The 22,239-nt window shown below is 43.3% G+C and carries 19 protein-coding genes; 7 read left to right on the top strand and 12 right to left on the bottom strand.

Going from position 1 to position 22,239, the window contains the following annotated elements; genetic code table 11:
• Window positions 1-4: 4 nt before the first annotated feature.
• The 4 genes from mnmD to ispZ all read right to left on the bottom strand — a co-directional run bounded on the left by mnmD (window position 5) and on the right by ispZ (window position 3,617).
• On the bottom strand, window positions 5-2,071 hold the full coding sequence (gene mnmD / locus ACQKCG_RS07760) for a tRNA (5-methylaminomethyl-2-thiouridine)(34)-methyltransferase MnmD (RefSeq protein WP_101205810.1): 2,067 nt from the start codon (window positions 2,069-2,071) through the stop codon (window positions 5-7).
• A 124-nt stretch (window positions 2,072-2,195) separates the two neighbouring features.
• Window positions 2,196-2,585: a hypothetical protein gene (locus tag ACQKCG_RS07755; protein WP_101205811.1), complete on the bottom strand. Its 390-nt coding sequence runs from the start codon at window positions 2,583-2,585 to the stop codon at window positions 2,196-2,198.
• A 56-nt stretch (window positions 2,586-2,641) separates the two neighbouring features.
• Window positions 2,642-2,968 (bottom strand): YciI family protein, encoded by a 327-nt coding sequence (locus ACQKCG_RS07750; RefSeq protein WP_057761353.1) that lies wholly within the window; start codon window positions 2,966-2,968, stop codon window positions 2,642-2,644.
• Between the two features lie 97 nt (window positions 2,969-3,065).
• Window positions 3,066-3,617 carry a septation protein IspZ gene (gene ispZ / locus ACQKCG_RS07745; protein WP_101205812.1) on the bottom strand — a complete coding sequence of 184 codons (552 nt, stop codon included), beginning with the start codon at window positions 3,615-3,617 and terminating at the stop codon, window positions 3,066-3,068.
• 291 nt (window positions 3,618-3,908) lie between these two features.
• On the opposite strand from ispZ, the gene ACQKCG_RS07740 reads away from it, so the two are divergent.
• On the top strand, window positions 3,909-4,790 hold the full coding sequence (locus tag ACQKCG_RS07740) for a PHP domain-containing protein (RefSeq protein WP_101205813.1): 882 nt from the start codon (window positions 3,909-3,911) through the stop codon (window positions 4,788-4,790).
• A gap of 293 nt (window positions 4,791-5,083) precedes the next feature.
• Entirely contained in the window at window positions 5,084-6,541 is a 1,458-nt protein-coding gene (locus tag ACQKCG_RS07735; RefSeq protein WP_101205814.1) for a GGDEF domain-containing protein, read from the top strand.
• Window positions 6,542-6,653: 112 nt separating this feature from the next.
• Here ACQKCG_RS07735 and truD read toward each other — a convergent pair whose 3' ends face one another.
• Window positions 6,654-7,964, bottom strand: a complete 1,311-nt coding sequence (truD, locus tag ACQKCG_RS07730; protein ID WP_101205815.1) for a tRNA pseudouridine(13) synthase TruD — start codon at window positions 7,962-7,964, stop codon at window positions 6,654-6,656.
• A gap of 243 nt (window positions 7,965-8,207) precedes the next feature.
• Between truD and ACQKCG_RS07725 the strand changes: the two genes are divergently transcribed.
• Together ACQKCG_RS07725 and ACQKCG_RS07720 are read left to right on the top strand one after the other, a co-directional pair.
• Window positions 8,208-9,851 (top strand): FAD-dependent oxidoreductase, encoded by a 1,644-nt coding sequence (locus ACQKCG_RS07725; RefSeq protein WP_220455996.1) that lies wholly within the window; start codon window positions 8,208-8,210, stop codon window positions 9,849-9,851.
• A 261-nt stretch (window positions 9,852-10,112) separates the two neighbouring features.
• Window positions 10,113-10,736: a GNAT family N-acetyltransferase gene (locus ACQKCG_RS07720; RefSeq protein ID WP_101205817.1), complete on the top strand. Its 624-nt coding sequence runs from the start codon at window positions 10,113-10,115 to the stop codon at window positions 10,734-10,736.
• A 45-nt stretch (window positions 10,737-10,781) separates the two neighbouring features.
• On the opposite strand, the gene ACQKCG_RS07715 is transcribed toward ACQKCG_RS07720, so the two are convergent.
• The 4 genes from ACQKCG_RS07715 to ACQKCG_RS07700 all read right to left on the bottom strand — a co-directional run bounded on the left by ACQKCG_RS07715 (window position 10,782) and on the right by ACQKCG_RS07700 (window position 14,016).
• A complete protein-coding gene (locus ACQKCG_RS07715; protein WP_101205818.1) occupies window positions 10,782-10,994 on the bottom strand; it encodes a hypothetical protein in 213 nt (70 codons plus the stop codon).
• 250 nt (window positions 10,995-11,244) lie between these two features.
• Complete coding sequence (gene gorA, locus ACQKCG_RS07710) at window positions 11,245-12,609, bottom strand: glutathione-disulfide reductase (RefSeq protein WP_101205819.1); 1,365 nt, start codon at window positions 12,607-12,609, stop codon at window positions 11,245-11,247.
• A gap of 164 nt (window positions 12,610-12,773) precedes the next feature.
• Complete coding sequence (locus ACQKCG_RS07705; RefSeq protein ID WP_101205820.1) at window positions 12,774-13,226, bottom strand: threonine/serine exporter family protein; 453 nt, start codon at window positions 13,224-13,226, stop codon at window positions 12,774-12,776.
• Between the two features lies 1 nt (window position 13,227).
• Window positions 13,228-14,016, bottom strand: coding sequence for a threonine/serine ThrE exporter family protein (locus tag ACQKCG_RS07700; RefSeq protein WP_101205821.1), 789 nt, complete (start codon window positions 14,014-14,016; stop codon window positions 13,228-13,230).
• A gap of 133 nt (window positions 14,017-14,149) precedes the next feature.
• Here ACQKCG_RS07700 and ACQKCG_RS07695 point away from each other — a divergent pair, with 133 nt between their 5' ends.
• The gene (locus ACQKCG_RS07695; RefSeq protein WP_101205822.1) at window positions 14,150-14,431 is read left to right on the top strand and encodes a DUF503 domain-containing protein; all 282 of its coding nucleotides are present in this window, start codon (window positions 14,150-14,152) and stop codon (window positions 14,429-14,431) included.
• Window positions 14,432-14,657: 226 nt separating this feature from the next.
• Here the strand turns inward: ACQKCG_RS07695 and ACQKCG_RS07690 are convergent, their stop codons facing one another.
• Window positions 14,658-16,010 carry a PD-(D/E)XK nuclease family protein gene (locus tag ACQKCG_RS07690; RefSeq protein WP_157822739.1) on the bottom strand — a complete coding sequence of 451 codons (1,353 nt, stop codon included), beginning with the start codon at window positions 16,008-16,010 and terminating at the stop codon, window positions 14,658-14,660.
• 50 nt (window positions 16,011-16,060) lie between these two features.
• Between ACQKCG_RS07690 and ACQKCG_RS07685 the strand changes: the two genes are divergently transcribed.
• Entirely contained in the window at window positions 16,061-17,005 is a 945-nt protein-coding gene (locus tag ACQKCG_RS07685; RefSeq protein ID WP_101205824.1) for a hypothetical protein, read from the top strand.
• A gap of 87 nt (window positions 17,006-17,092) precedes the next feature.
• Here the strand turns inward: ACQKCG_RS07685 and uvrA are convergent, their stop codons facing one another.
• The gene (gene uvrA, locus ACQKCG_RS07680; RefSeq protein WP_101205825.1) at window positions 17,093-19,999 is read right to left on the bottom strand and encodes an excinuclease ABC subunit UvrA; all 2,907 of its coding nucleotides are present in this window, start codon (window positions 19,997-19,999) and stop codon (window positions 17,093-17,095) included.
• Between the two features lie 712 nt (window positions 20,000-20,711).
• On the opposite strand from uvrA, the gene ACQKCG_RS07675 reads away from it, so the two are divergent.
• A complete protein-coding gene (locus ACQKCG_RS07675; RefSeq protein WP_101205826.1) occupies window positions 20,712-22,076 on the top strand; it encodes an MFS transporter in 1,365 nt (454 codons plus the stop codon).
• Window positions 22,077-22,104: 28 nt separating this feature from the next.
• Here the strand turns inward: ACQKCG_RS07675 and ACQKCG_RS07670 are convergent.
• On the bottom strand, window positions 22,105-22,239 hold a 135-nt coding region (locus ACQKCG_RS07670; protein WP_427584962.1), incomplete at its 5' end, for a transposase.

Genomic DNA, 22,239 nt, shown 5'->3' with positions numbered 1-22,239 from the left:
ATTCTTAAACAAGCGGCGTCTGTAAACGTGTACGATTGGGTGATAAGCGTGCGAGCATTGCCTCTGACAGTGGTGCAAATGACCCTAGCATCATATCTGCCAATGCTTCAGCGCAAATAGGTGCCAATGCATAACCTTTTGCACCCATCGCACTCATTGTCCATATCCGCTGACTGTTTGCCAATTGTCCAACGATAGGATGGTAATCAGGCGTTTGGGTGCGAATGCCAGCTCGTCCCCGCCACAGACTCGTATCCGCCGGAATAATAGATGCCATTTCAGGAATGGCAGTGATGAGCTTGTCTCGGCTAATTTGATGCTCTTCAGGACGTATATCGGTATTTGTATCATTGCGGATAAAACTCGCGCCGAGCAATAAATAGGGCTCGGCAGCGACGACTGTATTTAACTTGTCATCTCCACTCTGTGCGTTGAACCGCGCACAGTAACCACTATATTTAAGCGGTATTTTAGGCAGTCTTGTTAGTTGTTCAACCGTAGGCGTAAACCAAGACAGCTGCCCGCGAATTTTACGGCAATCAAAAATACGCTGATCCAATTGATGACTTTCAAAAGCCGCGCAAATGATGATATTATCAACAGTCATAGTGACAGTGTTAAGGTTTTCATCGATACCTTCGATACGAACTTTCTGCTCAGTCTCGTTGATTTTATTCACTTCTAATTGCTGAAAGCGAATGAGTGGATGAGTCAGTATGATGTCTTTTAATGCTTGTGGATTGACCAGACCAGACTGCGGTAAGTACAAGTTCTCTGATAAGTTCTGCTCTTTTAGGCCACTAGTAACCTGTGCTTGCTCATGCGATAGGGTGGTCGCCATCTCATCAGGATAGTCGGCAATTTGTTCTGTACCGATATTGGCTTTTATAAGCAAATCAAGGGCGCCAGTCAGTTCAAGGATCGGTGCTGTATTAAGCTGTACGGCTGTTTGATTAAGGTCTCGATATAGCCTGCTGCTATGGAGATAGCCTATGGTATGCAGATGCTCATCGACATGGTGAATCGGTGTCATTTTGGGCGCAAGTAACGCTCTAGGATTACCTGATGCACCTGCCAAAGGCGCTGATTTATCTAATAAGATGACGGTAATACCGCGACTGGCAAGCGACCAAGCTGTGAGCAACCCTGAGACGCCTGCACCAATGACGACAGTATTATCGAATGTGCTGTAAGTTGTTTGCTGCTTTGCCTCGTGGCTTTTATTATCACAACTTTTATTATCGCTAGTAAGGTCACTACTTTCTGCATTAGCCATAGTGGCCGTTAGCATTTCTCGCTTTCGACCAAAACCTCTGACTTTCTTAATTTGAAAGCCATGCTCTCTTAGTCCACGCTTGACGATACCTGCACAGCTATAAGTAGCGGCAGTCGTATGAGGGCGTGATAGGCGCTGCATTTGTGCAAAGATACTGTCCGCCCACAAGGTACTATTGCAAGAAGGCGCAAAACCATCTAAAAACCAAGCATCAATATAAGGCGTATGCTGGTTAAAGTGGTCTAATGCCAGTTTGCTTAGACTTTCCGCTGCATCACCAAGCCACATATCGACGGTTAAGTTATCATAAGAAAAATTCAAACGATGACAGCCTGCAATCAGGGGTGGATATGCAGCCAAAAGTGGCTCAATAAATGCCATTAGCTCAGGCGCACGCTCACCCCATAGCGCAAGTATCTGGTTCAAATCTGCTAGCGGTATAGGGAACCTCTCAGTAGTGATAAAGTGCAGACGAGCCGTTGCTAATTGCGGGTTGGTTTCACGTAATTGTCGCCACAATTGCCACGTTGCTAGTAGATTAAGCCCAGTTCCAAAGCCTAGCTCAGCAATCGTAAAGCATTGCTTTGGTGCCAGGTGTGCCAAACGCTCTGGTAACTGATTATGCTCTAGAAACACATGACGCGTCTCTGCCAAACCATCCGCATGAGAAAAATACACATCCCCAAACTCACCTGATACTGGCACCATATTGCCAGTATCATCCATTTGCCAGTCAATCTTGGCAGGTGTGATAACGTTTAAATGTTCAGGGTTTTGATAGTTAGCGATAGACATGAGGCACTTCTTAGAAATATCAATAACGGTAGCTAAACGATCAGTTATTACGAATCAATGATATCGACATTTGGTCAGACACAGCGAAGTAGAGTAATGCAAGTCAGTGCGAGCACAGCTTACGCTACCAGCGCTCACGACGGACAAATACTAACCACGAGACAAAAATACCGACTAATAGACTGATCAGAACGGTAAACGCACCGTATAGAAATAACTGTCCTTTACTTTCGTAGACCAAGACATTTACTTGAGTCTGTAAGTCGTTCACTTGACGCTGCAATTGTGCATTACGGCTAAGCAGTTCTTGATTGGCAGCTGACAATGCTTTAGTAGATGGTTGCAGCTGTGCCGCCAAGGTATCATTGATATCTAGCGCTGAGTTTTTCGTTGGCAAAGCGCGCGCCGCTACTGGGCCAGTCAACGGCATCATTGCTGTCGGATCGGTTGCCTCGACAGCAGGTGTTATGGACGCAGCGGGTGCAGCCTGCGCTGAAACGACTGTCGCTAACATGAGACTAATTAGGGCATTTTTGTAGGAGCAGGTAGGTGAAAAAGAGACTCTCTGGATCACGATGCAGCTACTTGATTGTTGCTATCAGTTGGTGCTGGCAATGCTTGAACAAATGGTTTGATATCGACATGACTATACACGCCATCACGTAAATAAGGCTCATCGTTTGCCCATGCTTGAGCCGCTTCGATAGAGTCAAAATCCGCAATGATTAAGCTGCCTGACATATCACTTTTGCCATGCTCGATAGGCGTTGGACCTGCGATAACGAGGCGTCCCTCTTGGTGCAGTGCTTTTAAGCGTTCAATATGTTCAGTACGAGTGATCAGACGTTGTGCACTGCTATTAGCCACGTCATGACCAATGATGGCAAATAAAGACATGAGACTTCCTTAGTGAATAATAAAAAAGTAATGATGAGCTTAGTATAAACGTCATAGCAATAAAATTGTTATTGCTACTATGACAAGGCAACAGAAACTATTTAGTGGCTTTGTCTGTTAGGGCAGGGTTGAGATGCTTTTTCAACACGGCAAATTGAGCTACGACAAACACCAGCATAATCGGAATCCAGCCATAGGTCTTAAAGTTGATCCATGCTTCATCTGACATTGTGAACGCTGTGATATAATGTAGTACAGCCATTAGGGCAAAAAACAATGCCCAAGCAACGGTCAGTTTTTTCCAGCCGCTAAGCGTCAGGGTAAATACCTCTTTCATAGCAAGCTGCATCAATGGCTTATTAATAGCGGCACTGACGAATAGCGTCAATGCAAAAATACCATTGATAATGGGCGACTTCCAGCGCAAATAAATATCATCACGCAACAGTAATGTGCCGCCGCAGAATAAAATCGTTAATAATAAGACAACCCATTGCTGCTTATCAAACTTACCTTTTTGACGAATAAAATGAATGGCGTAAACGATAATAGTGGCGACGAGCAAAGCCCCTGCCGCTGCTAAAATACCGTTATAACGCGCCGCGATAAAAAAGGCAATTAAGGGAATAAAGTCTAATAATGCTTTCATAGCAAAGGGTATGTCCAACAAAAACGTATGGGGTAGTTTACACGTCTACCGCACCAAAAAAAAGCAATCAACACGATAATCATGCGATATACGCGACCTACAGAGTAATACTTTATCATTGCGCCTGATGACCATGCTACTGGCCAAATATAAACACGAATACAGTAACGATAACTGCTAAATCTACAGAATCATCAAGACAAACTACAACGCCCATAATCGTAACAATGACTGTCTGCTCACTAGCTTTTATTCTACTTCTATTTTATTTAATACTTTAAGGCTCAGCTTATGAAAATTGACTTACATTGCCACAGTACTTGTTCAGATGGTACCTACCCACCGACCGAGGTTATACAGCGTGCCCATGCAGCGGGCATCAACGTATTGGCATTGACTGACCATGACACGCTGGCAGGAATTGACGAGGCGAGAGACGCTGCCAGTGCCTGCGATATGCAGATTATTAATGGCGTTGAAATCAGCTGTGAGCATACATTAAGCGGTGGTTACGGAAAGAATAAATCCACTAATAAAATTATTCACGTACTTGGATTGGACTTTACTGATCGCGAAAAAATGCACGCAACGCTGCAGCAACTACAGGACAGTCGAGCCACTCGTGGTCAGCGTATCGCTGAAAAATTGAGTGAATTATTAGATATTAATTATGATGAGCTATGGCAAGCAGTGCTCGATAAAGCAGGCGGTAACCCTCAAGCAGTCGGGCGCGCCCATATTGGACAGGTATTGTTTGAGCGCGGTGAAGTCAAAACCGTTCAAAAAGCCTTTGATAAGTACCTAGCAGATAACAAACCTGCTTATGTAGCAATCGAGGCATTGACGATGCAGCATGGTATCGAGCTGATTCACGCTTGCGGCGGCAAAGCGGTGCTCGCACATCCCACGCGATATCAACTATCAGCGACACGCGTGCGTAAATTGATCGAAGAGTTTGCGCAGCTTGGCGGAGATGCTTGTGAACTACCAGCCACTAGTGAGCCAATTAGTACTCGCAGAATGGTTGATCGTAGCCTCGCTGCGCATGGTCTTGCGGCATCTATTGGTAGTGATTTTCACGGTAGTAACATGCCTTGGCGACGTTTGGGCGATGTCCCTATTTTAAATGATGATCAGCAAGGGGTTTGGGAGTCTTTTACAACGCTTGCTTAGTGAGTGAGATTTACCTTTTTACAGCTGCTTCTAATAAGGTTATTTTCAGTAGCGATAGGGCCTTATTTATCATGATGAATAAGGCCAAAAATAGCTACATAAACATAATTACATTCATAGAGAAATTATTGGGAAATAAATGCGTAAAATAGATTGATAATAAGGCTAGAACTTGTAACACTTGATATGGAAGTTTCAGAGCGAATAGTATGCTTTGGCTTTGATTCTAGCGCTTATATATTCAACGCACTTACACCTTTTAATGTATTTATACTCTCTGCGGTAGCCCTTCTATGGCTGTATCGATATCCCATCTAGGTTACAACAAAATCTCTCAAATGATCTTTGAGTGGCAGGCTGCTGACCGAACATCGCTGATGGCCTTATTTATCGTGTTAGAAGTGTCATTGCATTGGTTCTGGTGCTTGTATGTCTGGTGGCAGCAAGATGCGTTAAACACCTATGTGAACATACATTATTTATATCCATTATGGCTTGGGATTAGCTTCGTCGGACTGTTCTTTTTATGCATGGTCAAAGGCTTATTTCACTCAAGCAACGACAACGAAATTGTTTTAAGTCGATGGCAGATAGCTTTGGTTTTGGTATATACCGCCTACATTTCTACTGTCATTGTGATGATAGGATACAGTAGTTTGTTTGCAGGCGTGTCGCTTGTTGGCGGGGCTATGCTTGGTATGATGCTAATTAAGCGCCGCTATGCTTGGCGTATGTTTTGGCTACATATTATCTTGATGTTATTGGCTATTATGTCTCCTTACTGTGGTATTAGCCTACCTAATCTACGCCAATTGACTGTCATCCATCCCATGCTTGAGAGCCATAATTATTTAACTTACAACGAGATTATGGCTGCTGAAAATGCAGTGGCTGCGTTAGCTTTTGAGAACAACGTCTTAGATTGGGACAGTATCAGCGAGCTACAGCGTTCATCCACGTTTTTTTGGCGATCGACTCATTTATATTTAGCATTGCCAAAAGCGATTTTTATCGTTTACATGTTTCGTGCTTTGCTATTGGTATTAGATGATAGTCGGTTTGAGACTCTAAGGCATGCTAATCAAGACGAGCTTACTCAGCTTAAAAACCGCCGCTACGGTCTGAAAAAGATGAAGTATGCCTTGGCTACTGTGCGAGAATATCAAGACTTAAGCGTCATGCTGTTAGATTTGGACTGGTTCAAACAGATTAACGATAATTATGGACACGATGTAGGTGATCAGGTTCTGATTGAAATCTCGCAGACGCTATCGCAGTCGTTAACAGATAAGACTATTATCAGTCGCTATGGCGGCGAAGAGTTTTTAATTGTCCTACCAGACACGAAGCATGATAGCGCTATGATGATTGCCGAGCAATTACGCCTCAATATTGCTGAGCATGTCATGAAGATTGAAGGTCTGGCTGATTTTAATGTGACAGCAAGCTTTGGGCTATATACCTTAACTCATGAAGAGCGAGATTGTATCGCGCAAGGCTATAAAACGATCACACAGCAAAAGACTGTCGCTCGAACGTCACCTCTTATCAAGCCAATTGCTACTCAGCGCGCGGAAAGCCAAATAGCCTCAATGCAAAAGCTGCCTAGTGATATCTGCCAACGTCTGATTAGTACAGCGGATAAGGCCTTATATGAAGCCAAGCACCGTGGTCGCAATCAAGTTGTCAGTGCAAATGAGATGTGGGCTGAAAAAGAAGGCGGTAAGCAATTGCTTTACAAAAGTCGTTAGCCATTAATTATTAGCGATCAGCCATGCCGCTAAGATTGTGTAAGTATTATCGGTATGGCTGATATTCTATTGATTAGTCCAATTTAGATGCCAGTTTCATTAATCCCTCCAATCAAGAAGCTAATTGCTGTACCAAGCTTGCGAGCACACTTGTGGCAAAGCTACCCGTCGTCAAAGTAAAGTTTAATACCAGCGTCTGATCGTCCGACCATTCCCAGCTTAACGCCTCAATCGGTAGACGTAGCGCTCGTCTTTGCGCCTTAATATCGCGCTGCTCTAATCCAGTTGCCAGTTGCATGAGTAGGGGGCTGTGTTGTACTACCTCGGTCTCTAAATCTGCAGCGCTACCGGTGACTTTATCGTTACCCGTGCCCCATAGCACGGCAGTTGGATGAATATCGCCACTGTCAAGACGAGCATGCAACGTATCATCTAGTGTCTCACTAGTAAATATTGATCCTGAACCATCCAAATTAAACACTTCACCTGCTAGGCCAGTGTTCCAGCTACCATCACGTACCCGTGCTGCCAATATCTCATTAAATATCAAGCTACGTGCAGCAGACAATTCCATCGTATTTTGCTCGCGCGGGGCACGCTTACGTTTGCTCTTTTTTGGCTGCGGGCGAGGCTCTCGCGGCGGACGAGCAAACAGTGATAATGCCTCTCTGACGTTATTACCCTGACGACCAAAACGCTGTGGACCAAAATAATTGGGTACGCCGTTTTTGCCAATGCGTGTTAAATGCTGCTCGACGGCCTCTTTTGCAGATAGTAGTTGCTCGGGTGATGCGTTACTTCCGTCATCAACATTTTCGTCACTAGCGCTCACAAACTGGATATCACGTAAAGTAATAACAAACTGATTGGCACGGTGCGTACCGCGATTGAGTTTTTTATTGTGCCAGTGCTGCGCAAGGATAGTGACAGTCTCATTTTCGCCGATGTCTACTGGTGCAAACTCAGTAGGCGGTAATTGTTTTTTTGGTATACGCAAACTGAACCATTGGGTCGTCAACGCATGACGGTCTTTCAAGCCTGAGTAGCCAACATCACGCAATGGAATGTCTGCCCACTCTGACAGCAGTTTCGCCAGATAAGCAGTATTCATGCCTGATTTTTCGATATGCAACCATAAATGCTCACCTTCACCAGTGAAGTCTAACGGCAATAGCTCATTAACGATAAAGTCAGTCGTATTGGCTTTATAAGTCGCTTGCTGTATTGGCTGTAAACTTGGCTGTGGCAAATTTGCAGTATCTGTAATAGTGGCAATATCAATATGAGCTAGGTCAATTTGCTCACTGGCTGTTCGTTCATTAGCGTTTTGATCAATAGCTGTTGGATCAATAGCAACAGCTTGGCTATCTAAACTGTCTTGAGCAGTAGTAGTTATTTCGTTTTGGTTGTCTTGAGAATTCATAAGGTTGTCTTTTATTTTGTTTATTGATAATGATTAGAAGTAAAAAGAGTGCGGAAAGCAAATTTGCATAATTACGTTTTGCAACGCAGCAAACATACAAAAAAACATCGTGTGCGAGGCGCTCTTGCTACTATCAATGCATAGCATATTAAAAATAATAGGATAAGTTGAATTTGTCTGGTTGGTTACGGTCATTTTCAACCTGCTGTCATTAGACATCATTATAACTGTTAAGGAAGCATTATGACCGACGCAACGATCAACACAGTCACCATCAGTAAAGCGGATATCCCAAGCGGTGGTATGAAATCATATAAGCAAGAAGACGATAGTATCATTTTAATCACTCGCGATGACGATGAGTTCCGTGCATTCGATGGCAAATGCCCACATGCGGGTGCAGATTTGGGTAACGGATTACGCTGTGGCAATCGGGTAGTTTGTCCTTGGCATCATGCGACTTTTGATAGTCGCGATGGCACCCTATTAGAGCCGATAGCGACTAAAGGCTTGACCCAGTATGAGCTGATTCATGATGGTGATAATTTGACAGTCGATACCTCAGCTCAGGTAACGGGGCAAGTTGAAAATAATAAATTAACTGATACTCATACCATTATCGTTGGTGGTGGCGGTGCAGGATTTATGACGGCCGACCAGTTGCGTCAGGGTGGCTATGGCGGCAAGATTACGTTGATTAGTAAAGATGATAAAGCTCCTTACAACCGACCTTTATTATCCAAAGCATTTTTGGCAGGTAAGATGGACGAGGATAAGCTGCTGTTGGGCGGTGCTGACTGGGCAAGTAACAACAATATTGAATTACGCCTCAACCAAACGGTTAGCGAAGTGCTACTCAATGAAGCGACCGTCGTCATCGAAGATGATGATGGCAACAGCGAGCGACAAACCGCAGATTTCTTGGTTGTCGCCACTGGCGCTAAACCAAGCTTGCCACCTATTACAGGTGCTGAGATAGATGGTGTATATACGCTACGTAGCATGAGTGATGCCAAATTAATTAAAGCGGCCAGTCATGACCAGCGTGTGGTGATCATCGGTACAGGTTTTATCGGTATGGAGACCGCTTCGGCATTAGCACAAGCAGGCACGACAGCTTCTATCACAGTGATTGGGCAAGGTAGCCGTGTGATGGGCAGTATTGTCTCTGAAACGGTGAGTAATGCCTTAATTAAATTGCATGAAGAGAAAGGCGTTAACTTTGTGTTTGACGCAACCGTCAATGAAATTACTAAGGTTGACCGTCAAGTGGACAAGGATGGAGATAACCAAACTTTTTCAAATGTAGGCGGTGTCACGCTGGCGAATGGCGAGCATATTGATGCCGATATCGTGATATTGGGTACTGGCGTGTCTCCACGTACAGAGATATTGAGCGAAGTTAACGATCCAGATGGTGTACAAGTCGATACGCATCTACAGCTGCGCGATGGCGTCTATGCGCTAGGTGATATTGCAAAAGCCACCAATCAGATGGGTCGCATGCGTATCGAGCATTGGCGCGTGGCACTGCAGCATGGCATGGTCACAGCAGCTGCGATATTAAATGACGACAGTGTTGACTCATTAGAGGCGCGTATTCCTTTCTTTTGGACCATGCAATATGGCAAGAGCCTACGCTATAGCGGTCATGCCGAGACACCAGATCACAATATCCTACTCGGTACGCCAGATACGCATGATTATATAGAATACTATTTCGATGATGAAGGAGAGGATACACGAGCTAGTGCGGCAAGTACGCTTGGACGTGACAAAGAGCTGGTTGCCTTCTCTGAGCTATTACGCCGTGGTCATGCGCCGACACGTGCGCAGCTTAATGCAGGGCTCGATATTATTGAGCAAGCGCATGTATTATCGCGCTAGTACTGTAGACGGATAAGTATTAGTATCTGGGGCATGTCATCAATTAGAACATGAACACATTTAGTGGTCTTAAAATGGCTAAATTTTGCTAAACATCGTCAGAAATTTTGTCAATATATTCATATTAACGGCAATTTCTTCCTTGTTTATCTACAATTTTTCTCATTTTATGCCTCACAATCTAATTGATGAAATGCCCTAGACTGGCTTAGGGATCTAAGCCAGTTTTTTTATACATGAACAAAAAAGGAAAATTATAATATGAGCGAAAATACTATAAATAAGAGCACTATAAATGAAAACCACTTGAGTAAAAACTCTGTATTTTTACGTGAAGCCACATTAGATGATATTGACGCTCTTGAGCAGCTAGTGAATTGCTGCTATCGCGAGACCGCAGGTTGGACTAACGAGGCCGATTTGATTGGTGGTATTCGAACCACATCAGCCGAGCTTGCTGCCGTGATTAATGATCCCAATCACTATTATTTTGTCTATCCAAAAACGACCACGGGCGACCGTGATGCAGAGGAAACAGGTGAGATACTTGGCTGTATCGCTGTCGATATTAAAACCAATGCTGACTCGAATAAAAAAGCTTATATCGGTATGTTTGCGGTACATCCTGTGCTACAAGGGAAAGGCGTTGGTAACGTGATCCTACAAGCGGCTGAGACTTTTGCAGATAGACACTTACAGTCACAGAATCAGCCGAGCCGTTTGACCATGTCTATCCTAAGTCATCGTCCTGAGCTTTTGGCTTACTATCAGCGCCGTGGGTATCAGTTAAATGGTAATAAAATGCCGTTTCCCAATGATGGCAATAATGGCGAGCCAAAGCGCGAAGACTTAGAGCTATTAGAGCTAGAAAAAATGGTTGGCTGATAATGTAGGTCTAGTAAAAAGACATTCAGAACTAGGATGTTTTATTTAACCCCAAAAATATCTAAAAGTCATAAACAGACCCATGCTCAACAATAAAAATGCCACGATGATTAAGCGCTTAAACCAATTAAATGCTGGCAAGCGCGTGGCATTATCATCAGACATAAGATAAGCAAATAAACAAAGCAAGCTTGCTGCTAACGTCATGATCCCAAGACCAATCGGTAATATAAATAAATACACCTGCCACACAGTCATCTCTCAACGGTCAGTATTAAATGCATGATAGCAGCATCGTGATTGCGCTGTCAGTATGCCTTGCTTTAAATTCCTTAATACAAATAATGATTAGAAAAATACAGTAATCATCAGGGCGATATAAAAGTAATGAGTCAGTTTTAGACCTACGGAGCTATATGCTTACGTCATGACTGACAATAAAAAAGGACGCTCAAATGGTATCCTTTTTTATAATAGCTAAGAATAAGAGAAACGTTAAACAGTGAGCTTAACGCATCGTCACAAACTCTTCCGAACCAGTTGGATGAATGGCAACGGTATTATCAAAGTCTGCCTTAGTCGCGCCCATTTTAATCGCAACAGCAAAGCCTTGAATCATCTCATCAACACCAAAGCCAATACCGTGCAGGCCAATGACTTTTTCGTCATCGCCCAAACATACTAGCTTCATGGTGCATTTTTGACGATGCTGAGTGACTGCGCTATACATATCGGTAAAGCTTGAGGTATAACACTTGATGTTTTCTTTGCCGTAGCGTTCCACCGCGTCGATTTCAGATAGCCCAATCGTACCGATAGCCGGATGAGTAAAAATTACGGTCGGTATCAATGTATAGTCTAAGTGCTCATTGGGCTTATTGTTAAACAAACGCTCAGATAAGCGGCGACCAGCGGCAATCGCTACAGGCGTTAAATCTACGCTGTTTTCGATGATATCACCGACTGCATAAATACCATCGACATTGGTGTTTTGGAATTTATCGACTTTGATTTTACCTGTCTCAGTCGTCTCAACCCCTGTCACTTGCAGATTGATACCGTCTGTCGATGGCGCGCGACCAATCGCCCATATCAAGCAATCGACAGTATCGATACAGTCTTCACCGCCATCGTTGGTGGTCAAATCCAGGCTGTCATCGTCATTTTTATTGACTTCACTGATCACCGTATTGGTGTGTAATTTAATGCCAGCTTGTTCCATTTCTATCAGCAAAGTCTCTACGATAGTATGGTCAAACGTACGTAGTGGCGAGTGTTTGCGCACATACAAATGCACATCGGCACCCAGACTGTTTAACACGCCTGCGATCTCGACAGCGATATAGCCAGCACCTACAATCGCCACGCGTTTTGGCAAGTGATTCAACGCAAAAAAGCCGTCAGAGTCGATGCCGTATTCTGCACCTTTAAGGTCTGGCTGAATAGGATGACCGCCCGTAGCAATCAAAATGTGATCAGCGGTAATCAGCTCGCCATTTACTTCTACGGTATTGGTATCGACAAATTTGGCAAAGCCTTTGATCACTTCGACGCCGTTTTTTGCCAAGTTATTGTCATAGGCGCGGTGAATGTTTTCGATGTATTGTTGGCGGCTCTGTACCAGTTTTTGAAAGTCAAAACCTTTTAACTCAACATCGAAACCATAGTCTGGCGCATATTTATGGATGGCTTCAGCCACTTGCGCGCCATACCACATCACTTTTTTGGGAACGCAGCCCAAATTCACACACGTGCCGCCCAATTGGTTGGCTTCGATAATGGCGCATTTTTTGCCATAGTTGGCTGCACGGTTGAGTGAGGCGATGCCGCCGCTACCGCCGCCAATAGAGATATAGTCATAATGTTTGGTCATAATACGGTCTCTTTATTGAGTTGTTATTGGTGCTGTTTCTGACTCTACTGTAATGGGTCTTATCATCCATCTTGCAAGTTTTTTATGGTTAAGATGTGTTGAATCGCTTGAGTATAAATGGTGTTTGATTAAGAAAAGCCTAGCATTTAGATATTTAAGATCATCTATACAATAGGACGACGTCTATAAAATAACAACCCCGGAATGGACAAGCCGAGCACCAATCCTGAGGTGACAAATAAAGCTTCGAACAAATACACCATCATTTGGCTAAATAACTCATCTGAAAAGCCAAAGTAACCAATCTGTACCATACTGACCATCGCCTTATAGGCGGCGATACCAGGCATCATACAGATGACACTGGGTGAGATGAGCGCTTTTGGCGGCAGAGTATATTTCTTAGAAAAGTACACACCCAAAAAGCTGGCAAGCATCGCCCCAAAAAAGCTAGCAACCACGATATGAATGTGTTGATAAACGAGTGCTGTCTTTAGTCCAAAGCCAAAGGCAGTCATCAGCAAACACGGCAAGATATAGCGTTTAGGTACGCTAAACATCAGCGTCCAGCCAAGGGTGATGATACAAGACAGTATGACGGTTTTAATAAACCACATTTTAAAACCCCCAATGCTGTATGCGAAGTAAAACCAGCGCCATCACGATACCGACGCACGCGGACAAGGTCAGCATATAGGTAAAGACCGCACGCCCAACGCCAATATTGACATAGCCTTTTAAGATATCGGATAAAGAATTAATCAAAGGAAAGCTGGGCACCAATAGCAATACGCTGGAGGCAACAGCGATATCCGCATTATTCCCAATATCAAAATAGTAGGTCGTTGCGCCAATCAGTGAAGCGATAAATGCCGTTACAATGACGGTGATAAAAGGGTTAAAGTGGTGCTTGGATAAATAGATACGGGTAAACATCGCTACCATACCCGCGATGAATGTCACCGCCGTGATCGACCAACTGCCGCCATTCAAGTAAGCAAATGCGGCACAAGATGCGCCAACAAACACGCTTACTAACCATGTTGGATATACGGTCTTATCCAACTCATCAAAGGCAAGGGTAGTGCGGTCAATCAAGTCATTATGATCGACAGTGGCTTCGGTTTTATTGACGATTTGCTGGATTTGTACCAATAAATTGACATTGATACTCTGATTGATCGTGTCTCTGGTAGTGGTGATACAACGCTCGTCACAGATAGTCGTCAAGGTGATAGCATTAAAGTTCAGCGAACATTCGACGCTGTTCATTCCCAAGGCAAGCCCCAAGCGCTTGGACAAGTCCACCACCACGGCAGACTCAGCGCCATACTGCATAAGGAGTAGTCCGCAGCGCACGCATAGTCGAGTAATGCGCTGCTGCTTTACGTAGCTGATAGAGGTCATGGTTGAGATACGCAGGTTGGTTGGTATTGATACGCTATTATAAAGGGTATGGATGCTGACGCGCAGACAATATCAGCCATTATCGAATATTATATTGGATGCTATTATAAAATTTTTTGGCAAGGAGCATAAAATGCATATCGCTATTTCGACGCTGGCGTTTTCATTGCCTGGCTGTAGCTCGTTAAAAGAGAAACGCCACCGTATGGGCGGCTTGCACGCGCGCTTTGGCAATACGCCAATTATCGCGGTATGTGAAAGCGGGGAGCGTGATCGGCATGACGCGAGCGAATGGACGTTTGTGATCGTTGGACTGTCAAAACGTGAGGTTGAGTCGCAATGTAGTCAAATTGAGGAAAAGCTAGAACGTACGGTAGATGCACGAGTGATGAATGTTGAGAGGGAGTTTGTTTAGGATGGTTTTTGTAGAAAGCCAATTCTGATTTCCGCTCATATCTTGGTCGCCCACTATAGCGGTGACTAATAGCCAGTAGCATTCCTGTTGTCTTGATATTGCTCCCAGCTAAGTCACCGCAATCTAGTGGTTAATCAAGGATAACCGCTACAATCGGGGCTAAACCGCACCTCTAGGCGACTTTCATAAATTGATAATACTGTGTGGTAAGATGAAATGATGCTTATTAGAAATTAATATTTTTTACATCATCAATTAGCTGAATAACATCATCCGCTGTTTCGGCCACCCACTCTTCGCGACTCTTCTCATTGATAATATCGAAAAAGTTATCGTTAGGGCTTTTAAAGTTAATTGATCGTGGTGGGTAAACTTGCCCACCCAAATTTTGCTTCTTATTTTGATACTTCCAATTTTTAGGTAGTTTCTCAACTGCTGCTTCGAAGTCTTGCATATTGCTTGGACATTCTGATAGACGTCCATCTTTGTCTACTAACGTTATGCTGTAATATAAACGATGGTTTAACTCAATATAACAATAAACTCCTACATTGTGTTTTTCGGTTATTTTATAGCATAGACCATACGCCTTAGCTTTACCTTTCGTACCACCACCTGAAAAATATTGCTTTACTGCTTTTTCTTGGCTATAGGGAGACAACTGATTATCACAAAGAGTGAAATTTAAATTTTTTTTATTGAAATAAGCCAATAAACTATTCCACATCTCATTCTGAATATTCTTTTGAATGGTTTCAAAGTTCTGGCTTAGTTTGTATACTGTCTTAAAGTTATTGTCGTCTGCCAAAAAATCTACATACTCTTGCTTCATTTTCGCATTCCTTGTTTGACCTGTAATTCTAGCAACGGTATTAATGTATTGCTCGATAGTCTGCTCTATATGTGGATAATCTGCTACCTTTTGCTTACATAGCGTCAAAAAGTTAAAGATGTCTTCTTTATAACTAATTACACCATAGTCTTCATTATTAATACTACCCTTGCCATAGTGTGATACGTCATCACCAAAACGATTTAAATATACTATATAGATATTTTTATCGTCATAACCCATTTCTTGGCAAGCTTTATAATATCTTGCCAGTTGGTCTTTTTGATCTGTGGCATAAATCTTATTTTCGATAACAATGACATTTTTTTTGATCTTATTGTCTTTGCCTTCAAAAATAATATCTGCTATTCCATGACTTGAGTTATGGAATCTATATTCAACTTCACAACTGTAAACGACCTTTGAGTCTAGTTTTTCTCGATTCCACTCTTGTGTCGCTATGGCATTATTTAATACCGTTTCAATGAATAGTTGTTGGAAATCTGCTATTTTATGACTAGCATTGGGATTCAGTAGTTCAGCAAGAAAGCGAGAATGTAAACCAACTTCTTCACCTGTCTTACGTAAGATCGTGAATATATTAAAGTCTAGTTTTGACTTATCATGTTTTTGCTGGAATTCCTGCTCCTTTTCTTGTAAAACTAAAATATTCTGTTTGAAACTATTACTAAGCATAGCCATCTTTCCTAGTGGTTTTAAGTTAGTTCCTGAAGTTAAGTCTATCAAACTAACATAGACCTTCATGCTTTCCAAAACATGACAAAGAGTTAACTATTATGAGCAGTACTTCTAAATATATAATGAGTGATATTCCTAATTACAAAGAACCTAAAGGATTTATGCTCGTCATAACAGGTCAAATAACTAAGAAGGTAGCGCAAGATATTGGTAAAGATCGGTTTAATAAAGCCTCCAATAGATATTTAAAACTCGGTATTCATGATTCAGATTTTAAAATAGTTAATTTAGATGATTTAAAGAATATGACTGAAGTCGATAGAGATCAGCAACTTGAAAGTCAGAAAGTCATAGTTTTTTTAGTTGAACATGAGGCTAGCTTTGATAGTTTATGCACCTTTCAAGAAGAAATAGCTACTATATCAGCACTGACTTTTGTAATTTCCCCTTCAACCATAGATGAAATAAGTAGTTTCAAGACTAAATCCGAAAATGCTTTAAGGGATAAGTGGAGCACACTATCATCTATCCCTACTTTTGCTATACCTTTTACCACATCACAAGCAAAAAGCGATTTTGTAAACGATATGAGCATAGAGAGTTATAACTTTTATTACTCCTTTATAGATTCAGTTGTAACTACAGTTTGTAGCGTTTACAGGCAGGACGACTCTATGATTGGCTATGACTTTAATGATTGGAAACATGTATTCAGCGGTAACAGACTACTAAATATACTTCCAACAATTTACGCAAGCGAAGATAACGAAGCTAATTTCAAGAGTAATTATTTAGAAGGGTTAGATAAAGCTGGGATTAATCTGACTGACATCAAAGATATGATCTGTGTAATGAGTGCTAGTAGACCTCCTAGCTTAGAACAAACATGCGAAGTAACCGAGGCTATAGAGGATGACTTCGCTATTTTTTGTACGACAACTATGAAGCTTACTCAAGATTTAGCTATTTTTGAAGACCCAAGCATAATAAGTGTCAATATCTTAGTAAGTAGGCATTGTGAAGATGGACAATTGGCAGTATAGAGTAGATTAAGTACGACAACCAATTTTCAGCCAATAAAAAAGGCCACCCTATAAAGAGTAGCCTTTTATCAATTATCACTAAGGGTATTAGCTGACTTCTTTCATGCTTTGTTCAAGCATCGGTTTTAAGAATATGCCCGTGTAGGATTCTTTGACTTCAGCCACTTCTTCAGGCGTACCTTCAGCGATGATCATGCCGCCACCTTTACCGCCTTCAGGGCCTAGGTCAATCACCCAGTCTGCCGTTTTGATAACATCCAAGTTATGCTCGATGACGACGATAGTATTACCTTTATCGCGTAGGGCATGCAGGATATTGAGCAGCTTATCGATATCATGGAAATGCAAACCAGTGGTTGGCTCATCCAAGATATATAGCGTCTGTCCCGTATCACGTTTGGCAAGCTCACGCGCCAGTTTGACTCGCTGTGCTTCACCACCTGATAGCGTTGGGGCAGACTGACCCAAGCGGATATAGCTCAGACCAACATCCATCAACGCTTGCAGGCGACGATAGATGGCTGGTATCGCTGAGAAGAACTCAACGGCATCTTCAACCGTCATATCAAGCACGTCAGCGATGGTTTTGCCTTTATAGTGAATCTCTAAGGTCTCGCGGTTGTAGCGCTTGCCCTCACAGGTATCACATGGCACATACATATCAGGTAGGAAATGCATCTCAACTTTGATAAGACCATCACCTTGACACATCTCACAGCGTCCGCCTTTCACGTTGAAACTAAAGCGACCAGGCTTATAGCCACGGGCACGCGCTTCTTGCGTCTGGGCAAACATCTCACGCACAGGGGTAAACACACCTGTATAAGTTGCTGGGTTTGAGCGCGGTGTACGACCAATTGGACTTTGATCGATATCGACCATTTTGTCCAAATGCTCAAGACCGCTGATGCTTTCAAATTTATCGGCAATCAGCGTTGAGGCATTATTCAACTGAGTCGCTGCCAATGGCATAAGGGTACGGTTAATCAAGGTTGATTTACCCGAACCTGAGACACCCGTCACACAAGTCATGATGCCAACAGGAATGGTCAAATCCACATCGTGCAGGTTATTGCCTGACGCGCCTTTTAGCTCGATGGTCATCGGTACTTTTTTGGCTTTGGCCTTACCTTTGACTTCCACATCGATGGTTTTGGCTTTATGACGCACAGTTGGAATCTCGATTTTCTTCTTACCAGACATATATTGTCCAGTGAGCGATTCTTTATTTGCCATGATGTCATCGACCGTACCTTGAGCGATAATATGACCGCCATGTACACCGGCACCGATGCCGATATCGATGACGTGATCTGCTTGGCGAATCGCATCTTCATCATGCTCTACGACCAGTACCGTATTACCCAAATCACGCAAGCGCGTTAGGGTTTTTAGCAAGCGATCGTTGTCACGCTGATGCAGACCGATTGACGGCTCATCAAGTACATACATGACGCCCATCAGACCAGCACCGATTTGACTAGCCAAACGAATACGCTGCGCTTCACCGCCCGATAACGTCTCGGCAGAGCGGGCGAGTGTTAAATAATCAAGCCCGACGCTGACGAGAAAGTTTAGACGCTCATTAATCTCTTTAAAGATTTTTTCAGCGACTTCACCTTTGTGACCGCCAATCTTTAGCGTTTTATAATAGTCAGCAGCGTCCCCAATAGACAGCTTAACGATTTCTGCAATGGTCTGATCATCGACACGGACATTACGTGAGATTTCATTCAGACGTGCACCATCACAAACGTTACAAGTAGTATCAGCCAGATATTTGGCCAGCTCGTCACGGACGAGGTTACTTTGTGTCTTGGCATAACGACGCTCTAGATAGGGAAGCACGCCTTCAAACGGTACCGTCTTATTCGTCTTGCGACCGCGCTCATCGGTAAAGTTAAAGGTCAGCTTTTCTTTACCAGAGCCATGCATGATTAGATCTTGCTGCTCTTTTGACAGATCCTGCCATGGCGCATCCATATCGATTTTGAAATGCTTACAGACAGTGCTAAGCAAACCAAAGTAGTACGCATGACGCTTGTCCCAACCATTGATTGCGCCTTGGTTAAGTGACTTCTCATGATGAGTAATCAGTTTTTCAGCAGCGAAATATTGGCGTTTACCAAGACCATCACAGCTTGGGCATGCGCCATATGGATTGTTAAAACTAAACATACGTGGCTCAAGCTCAGGCACCGCGCGATCACAGACAGGGCATGAATGCTTGGCTGACATCACTTGGTTTTCATCACCGCCTTCTTTTGGATTACCATCCATAAAGTGTAGCGTGACCAGTCCTTGGCCTAGACGTAACGCCGTCTCTAAGCTCTCAGCGACACGGTTGCCCAAGTCATCACGAACTTTAAAGCGATCGACCACCACTTCGATGGTATGTTTTTTCTTCTTATCCAACGTCGGTAGCTCGTCGGTGTCATAGACATCACCGTCGACGCGCACACGGACAAAACCTTGTCCAATCAGCTGCTCAAGCAAGACGGTATGCTCACCTTTACGCTCACGAATGACCGGTGCCAAGATCATAATCTTAGTATCATCTGGCAAAGCCATGACCTGATCGACCATCTCAGTGACCGACTGCGCGACCATTGGCTCACCGTGCTCAGGGCAATATGGCGTACCGATGCGTGCATAGAGCAGACGTAGATAGTCATAAATTTCGGTAATCGTACCGACGGTCGAGCGCGGGTTATGGTTGGTGGACTTCTGCTCGATAGCAATTGCAGGGGATAGACCCTCGATACTATCGACATCAGGTTTCTCCATTTGCGAGAGGAACTGACGAGCGTATGCGGATAAACTCTCGACATAACGACGTTGCCCTTCGGCATACAGAGTGTCAAATGCCAATGAAGATTTACCAGAGCCAGATAGGCCAGTGATTACCACGAATTTATCTCGTGGAATGTCTAAATCGATGTTTTTTAAATTATGAGTACGTGCGCCGCGTATTGCGATATGGTCATGTGCCATCGGTTACAGGTTTCCTATTTGCTAAAAGGGGATTGGGAAATATCTCAAGTCAAAAAGTAAATACAGATCAGTAAAATAGCTGGTTAAAAGGTGAATAATTCTAAATTTATGATGTTGTTATAAGTAGTGTTGTTATAAAAGATATCGTTATAAATAATACCGTTATGAACAGTGTCGTTATAAAAGGTACATACATTGATAAGGTAAAAGTTAAGCCAGCCTAGTTGTTCATTTTCTATTATTGTTTGACTTTATGTTGCTTGTCGTTCTTATGATGATTTTTATAGGACTAAGCAAATCTAAATCAAATCAGTGTTAAGTAACAGGCATCGTTTGTTATGGTTTTGACCAAAAATGTCATTTTATAGAAGCGTTCGTCGTTACGTAGATATGGTGAGTGAGCCATTAATTGTGCTGACAACGTTTTACTTTATTGTCATGGTGACAGCATTATTCAAGGTGTCACTGTGCATCTGATGCACTTGGTAACAAAATAATCTCGTAATATGAATGGCTTGGGTTAAGGGCGCATACGTTACTGCACCAGTAAGACAAAAGTCTCGGCAACCAAACGGCGAATGTCTTATACTAGGGGGCTTGATTTATAGGCCAATGCCTTGATAAACCAGTAGTGATAAATCATGGTATGGCACAGTGTTAGTCGTGAAAGATAGCAATGAGCAACCAGCAATGATCAACCAGTGAGGCAAGTATGAATAGCGTAGAGAAACGGGCAATCCTCGGAGTCGGTGGCATCTTTGCCTTACGTATGATTGGCTTGTTTATGATTGTGCCGGTATTTTCTGTTTATGGTGACAATTATGCACACGCGACGCCGTTTTTAATTGGTTTGGCCGTTGGTATTTATGGCTTAGGGCAGGCCATCTTTCAGATACCGATGAGTTTGGCTGCTGATAAATTCCCGCGTAAGCCTATTATCTTTTTGGGATTGATACTGTTCGCTGTCGGCGGCATGATTGCAGCAAATGCGACTGATATTTACGAAGTGATTATTGGTCGAGCGCTGGCGGGTAGTGGTGCGGTCTCTGCTGTGCTTATGGCATTATTGGCTGATGTGACGCGTGAGGAAATGCGTACCAAAGCGATGGCCACGATGGGGCTGACGATTGCGACCTCTATTATGCTGGCCTTTGCTTTTGGTCCATTGTTAGTCGGCTCGCTCGGTATCTCTGGACTGTTTTGGTTGACTTCAGGGTTTGCTATATTGGCGATGCTGCTATTGGTGGTAGTACCGACGCCTATGCGCGTGCTTAAGCATAATTTGGATAACAAAACCATTGGTCAACAGTTAGCCACTGTCCTTAAGATTGGCGATCTTAACCGCTTACATATCGGCATCTTTGCGCTACACCTAACAATGACGGCGATATTTGTGATATTGCCGCACCAGCTCAGTGACGTACTTGGCTTGTCAGTACGTCAGCAAGGTATGGTTTATTTGCCGCTATTGTTTATTGGCTTCGCCATCGCGATACCGTTTATTATCATCGCTGAAAAGAAACGCAAAATGCGTCAGGTTTTTTTGGGTGCGATTGCATTAATGACCGCCGCTTTAGCCATACTCGCGCTTGGTAGTCAGGTCGGTGTTGGTATCATATTTGGTTTGCTGCTGTACTTTATGGGCTTTAACTTGCTTGAGGCGACGATTCCCTCATGGATATCTAAGCGCGCACCAGTCGCTAATAAAGCGACCGCGATGGGGCTTAACTCTTCTAGTCAGTTCTTTGGTGCATTTGTAGGCGGGGCAATGGGTGGTCTGTTATTAGGCCAGCCTAATTTGTTGGCGTGGGGCATACTGGCTATTATTATGGGTGCCGCACTGCTTATCATTATTCCCATTTCTCAGCCACCTTATCTATCGAGCACAACGGTTACTATTCCCAAAGACATCAATATCCAAGACTGGTCACGACAGATGCTGGCAGTAGATGGCGTTGACGAGCTGGTCGTAATGGCAAAAGAGCAAGTCGCCTATTTAAAGTTAGATAAGACACAGTTGACGGATGATTCACGTCAGCAGCTATCGAGTTTGGCGCAAAGTCCGCTAGATATATAGCAGCTTTATACTAGGGCGTGTTGAACATTCATAATTTGAGCCAGATATAAGCACAAGCAAGAGCGACTGTATTTTCATAACTCTGCTTGAGCTTATCAAATCTAGTGGCAACCGCCCTATACTGTTTTAGCTTAGCGAAAGCGTTTTCTACTAGATGTCTGGC

The sequence above is a fragment of the Psychrobacter sp. NPDC078929 genome, from assembly GCF_050267985.1.
Lineage (GTDB): Bacteria > Pseudomonadota > Gammaproteobacteria > Pseudomonadales > Moraxellaceae > Psychrobacter.
Note: the sequence above shows the minus strand (reverse complement) of the source record. Positions and strands in the feature narration are given on the sequence as shown.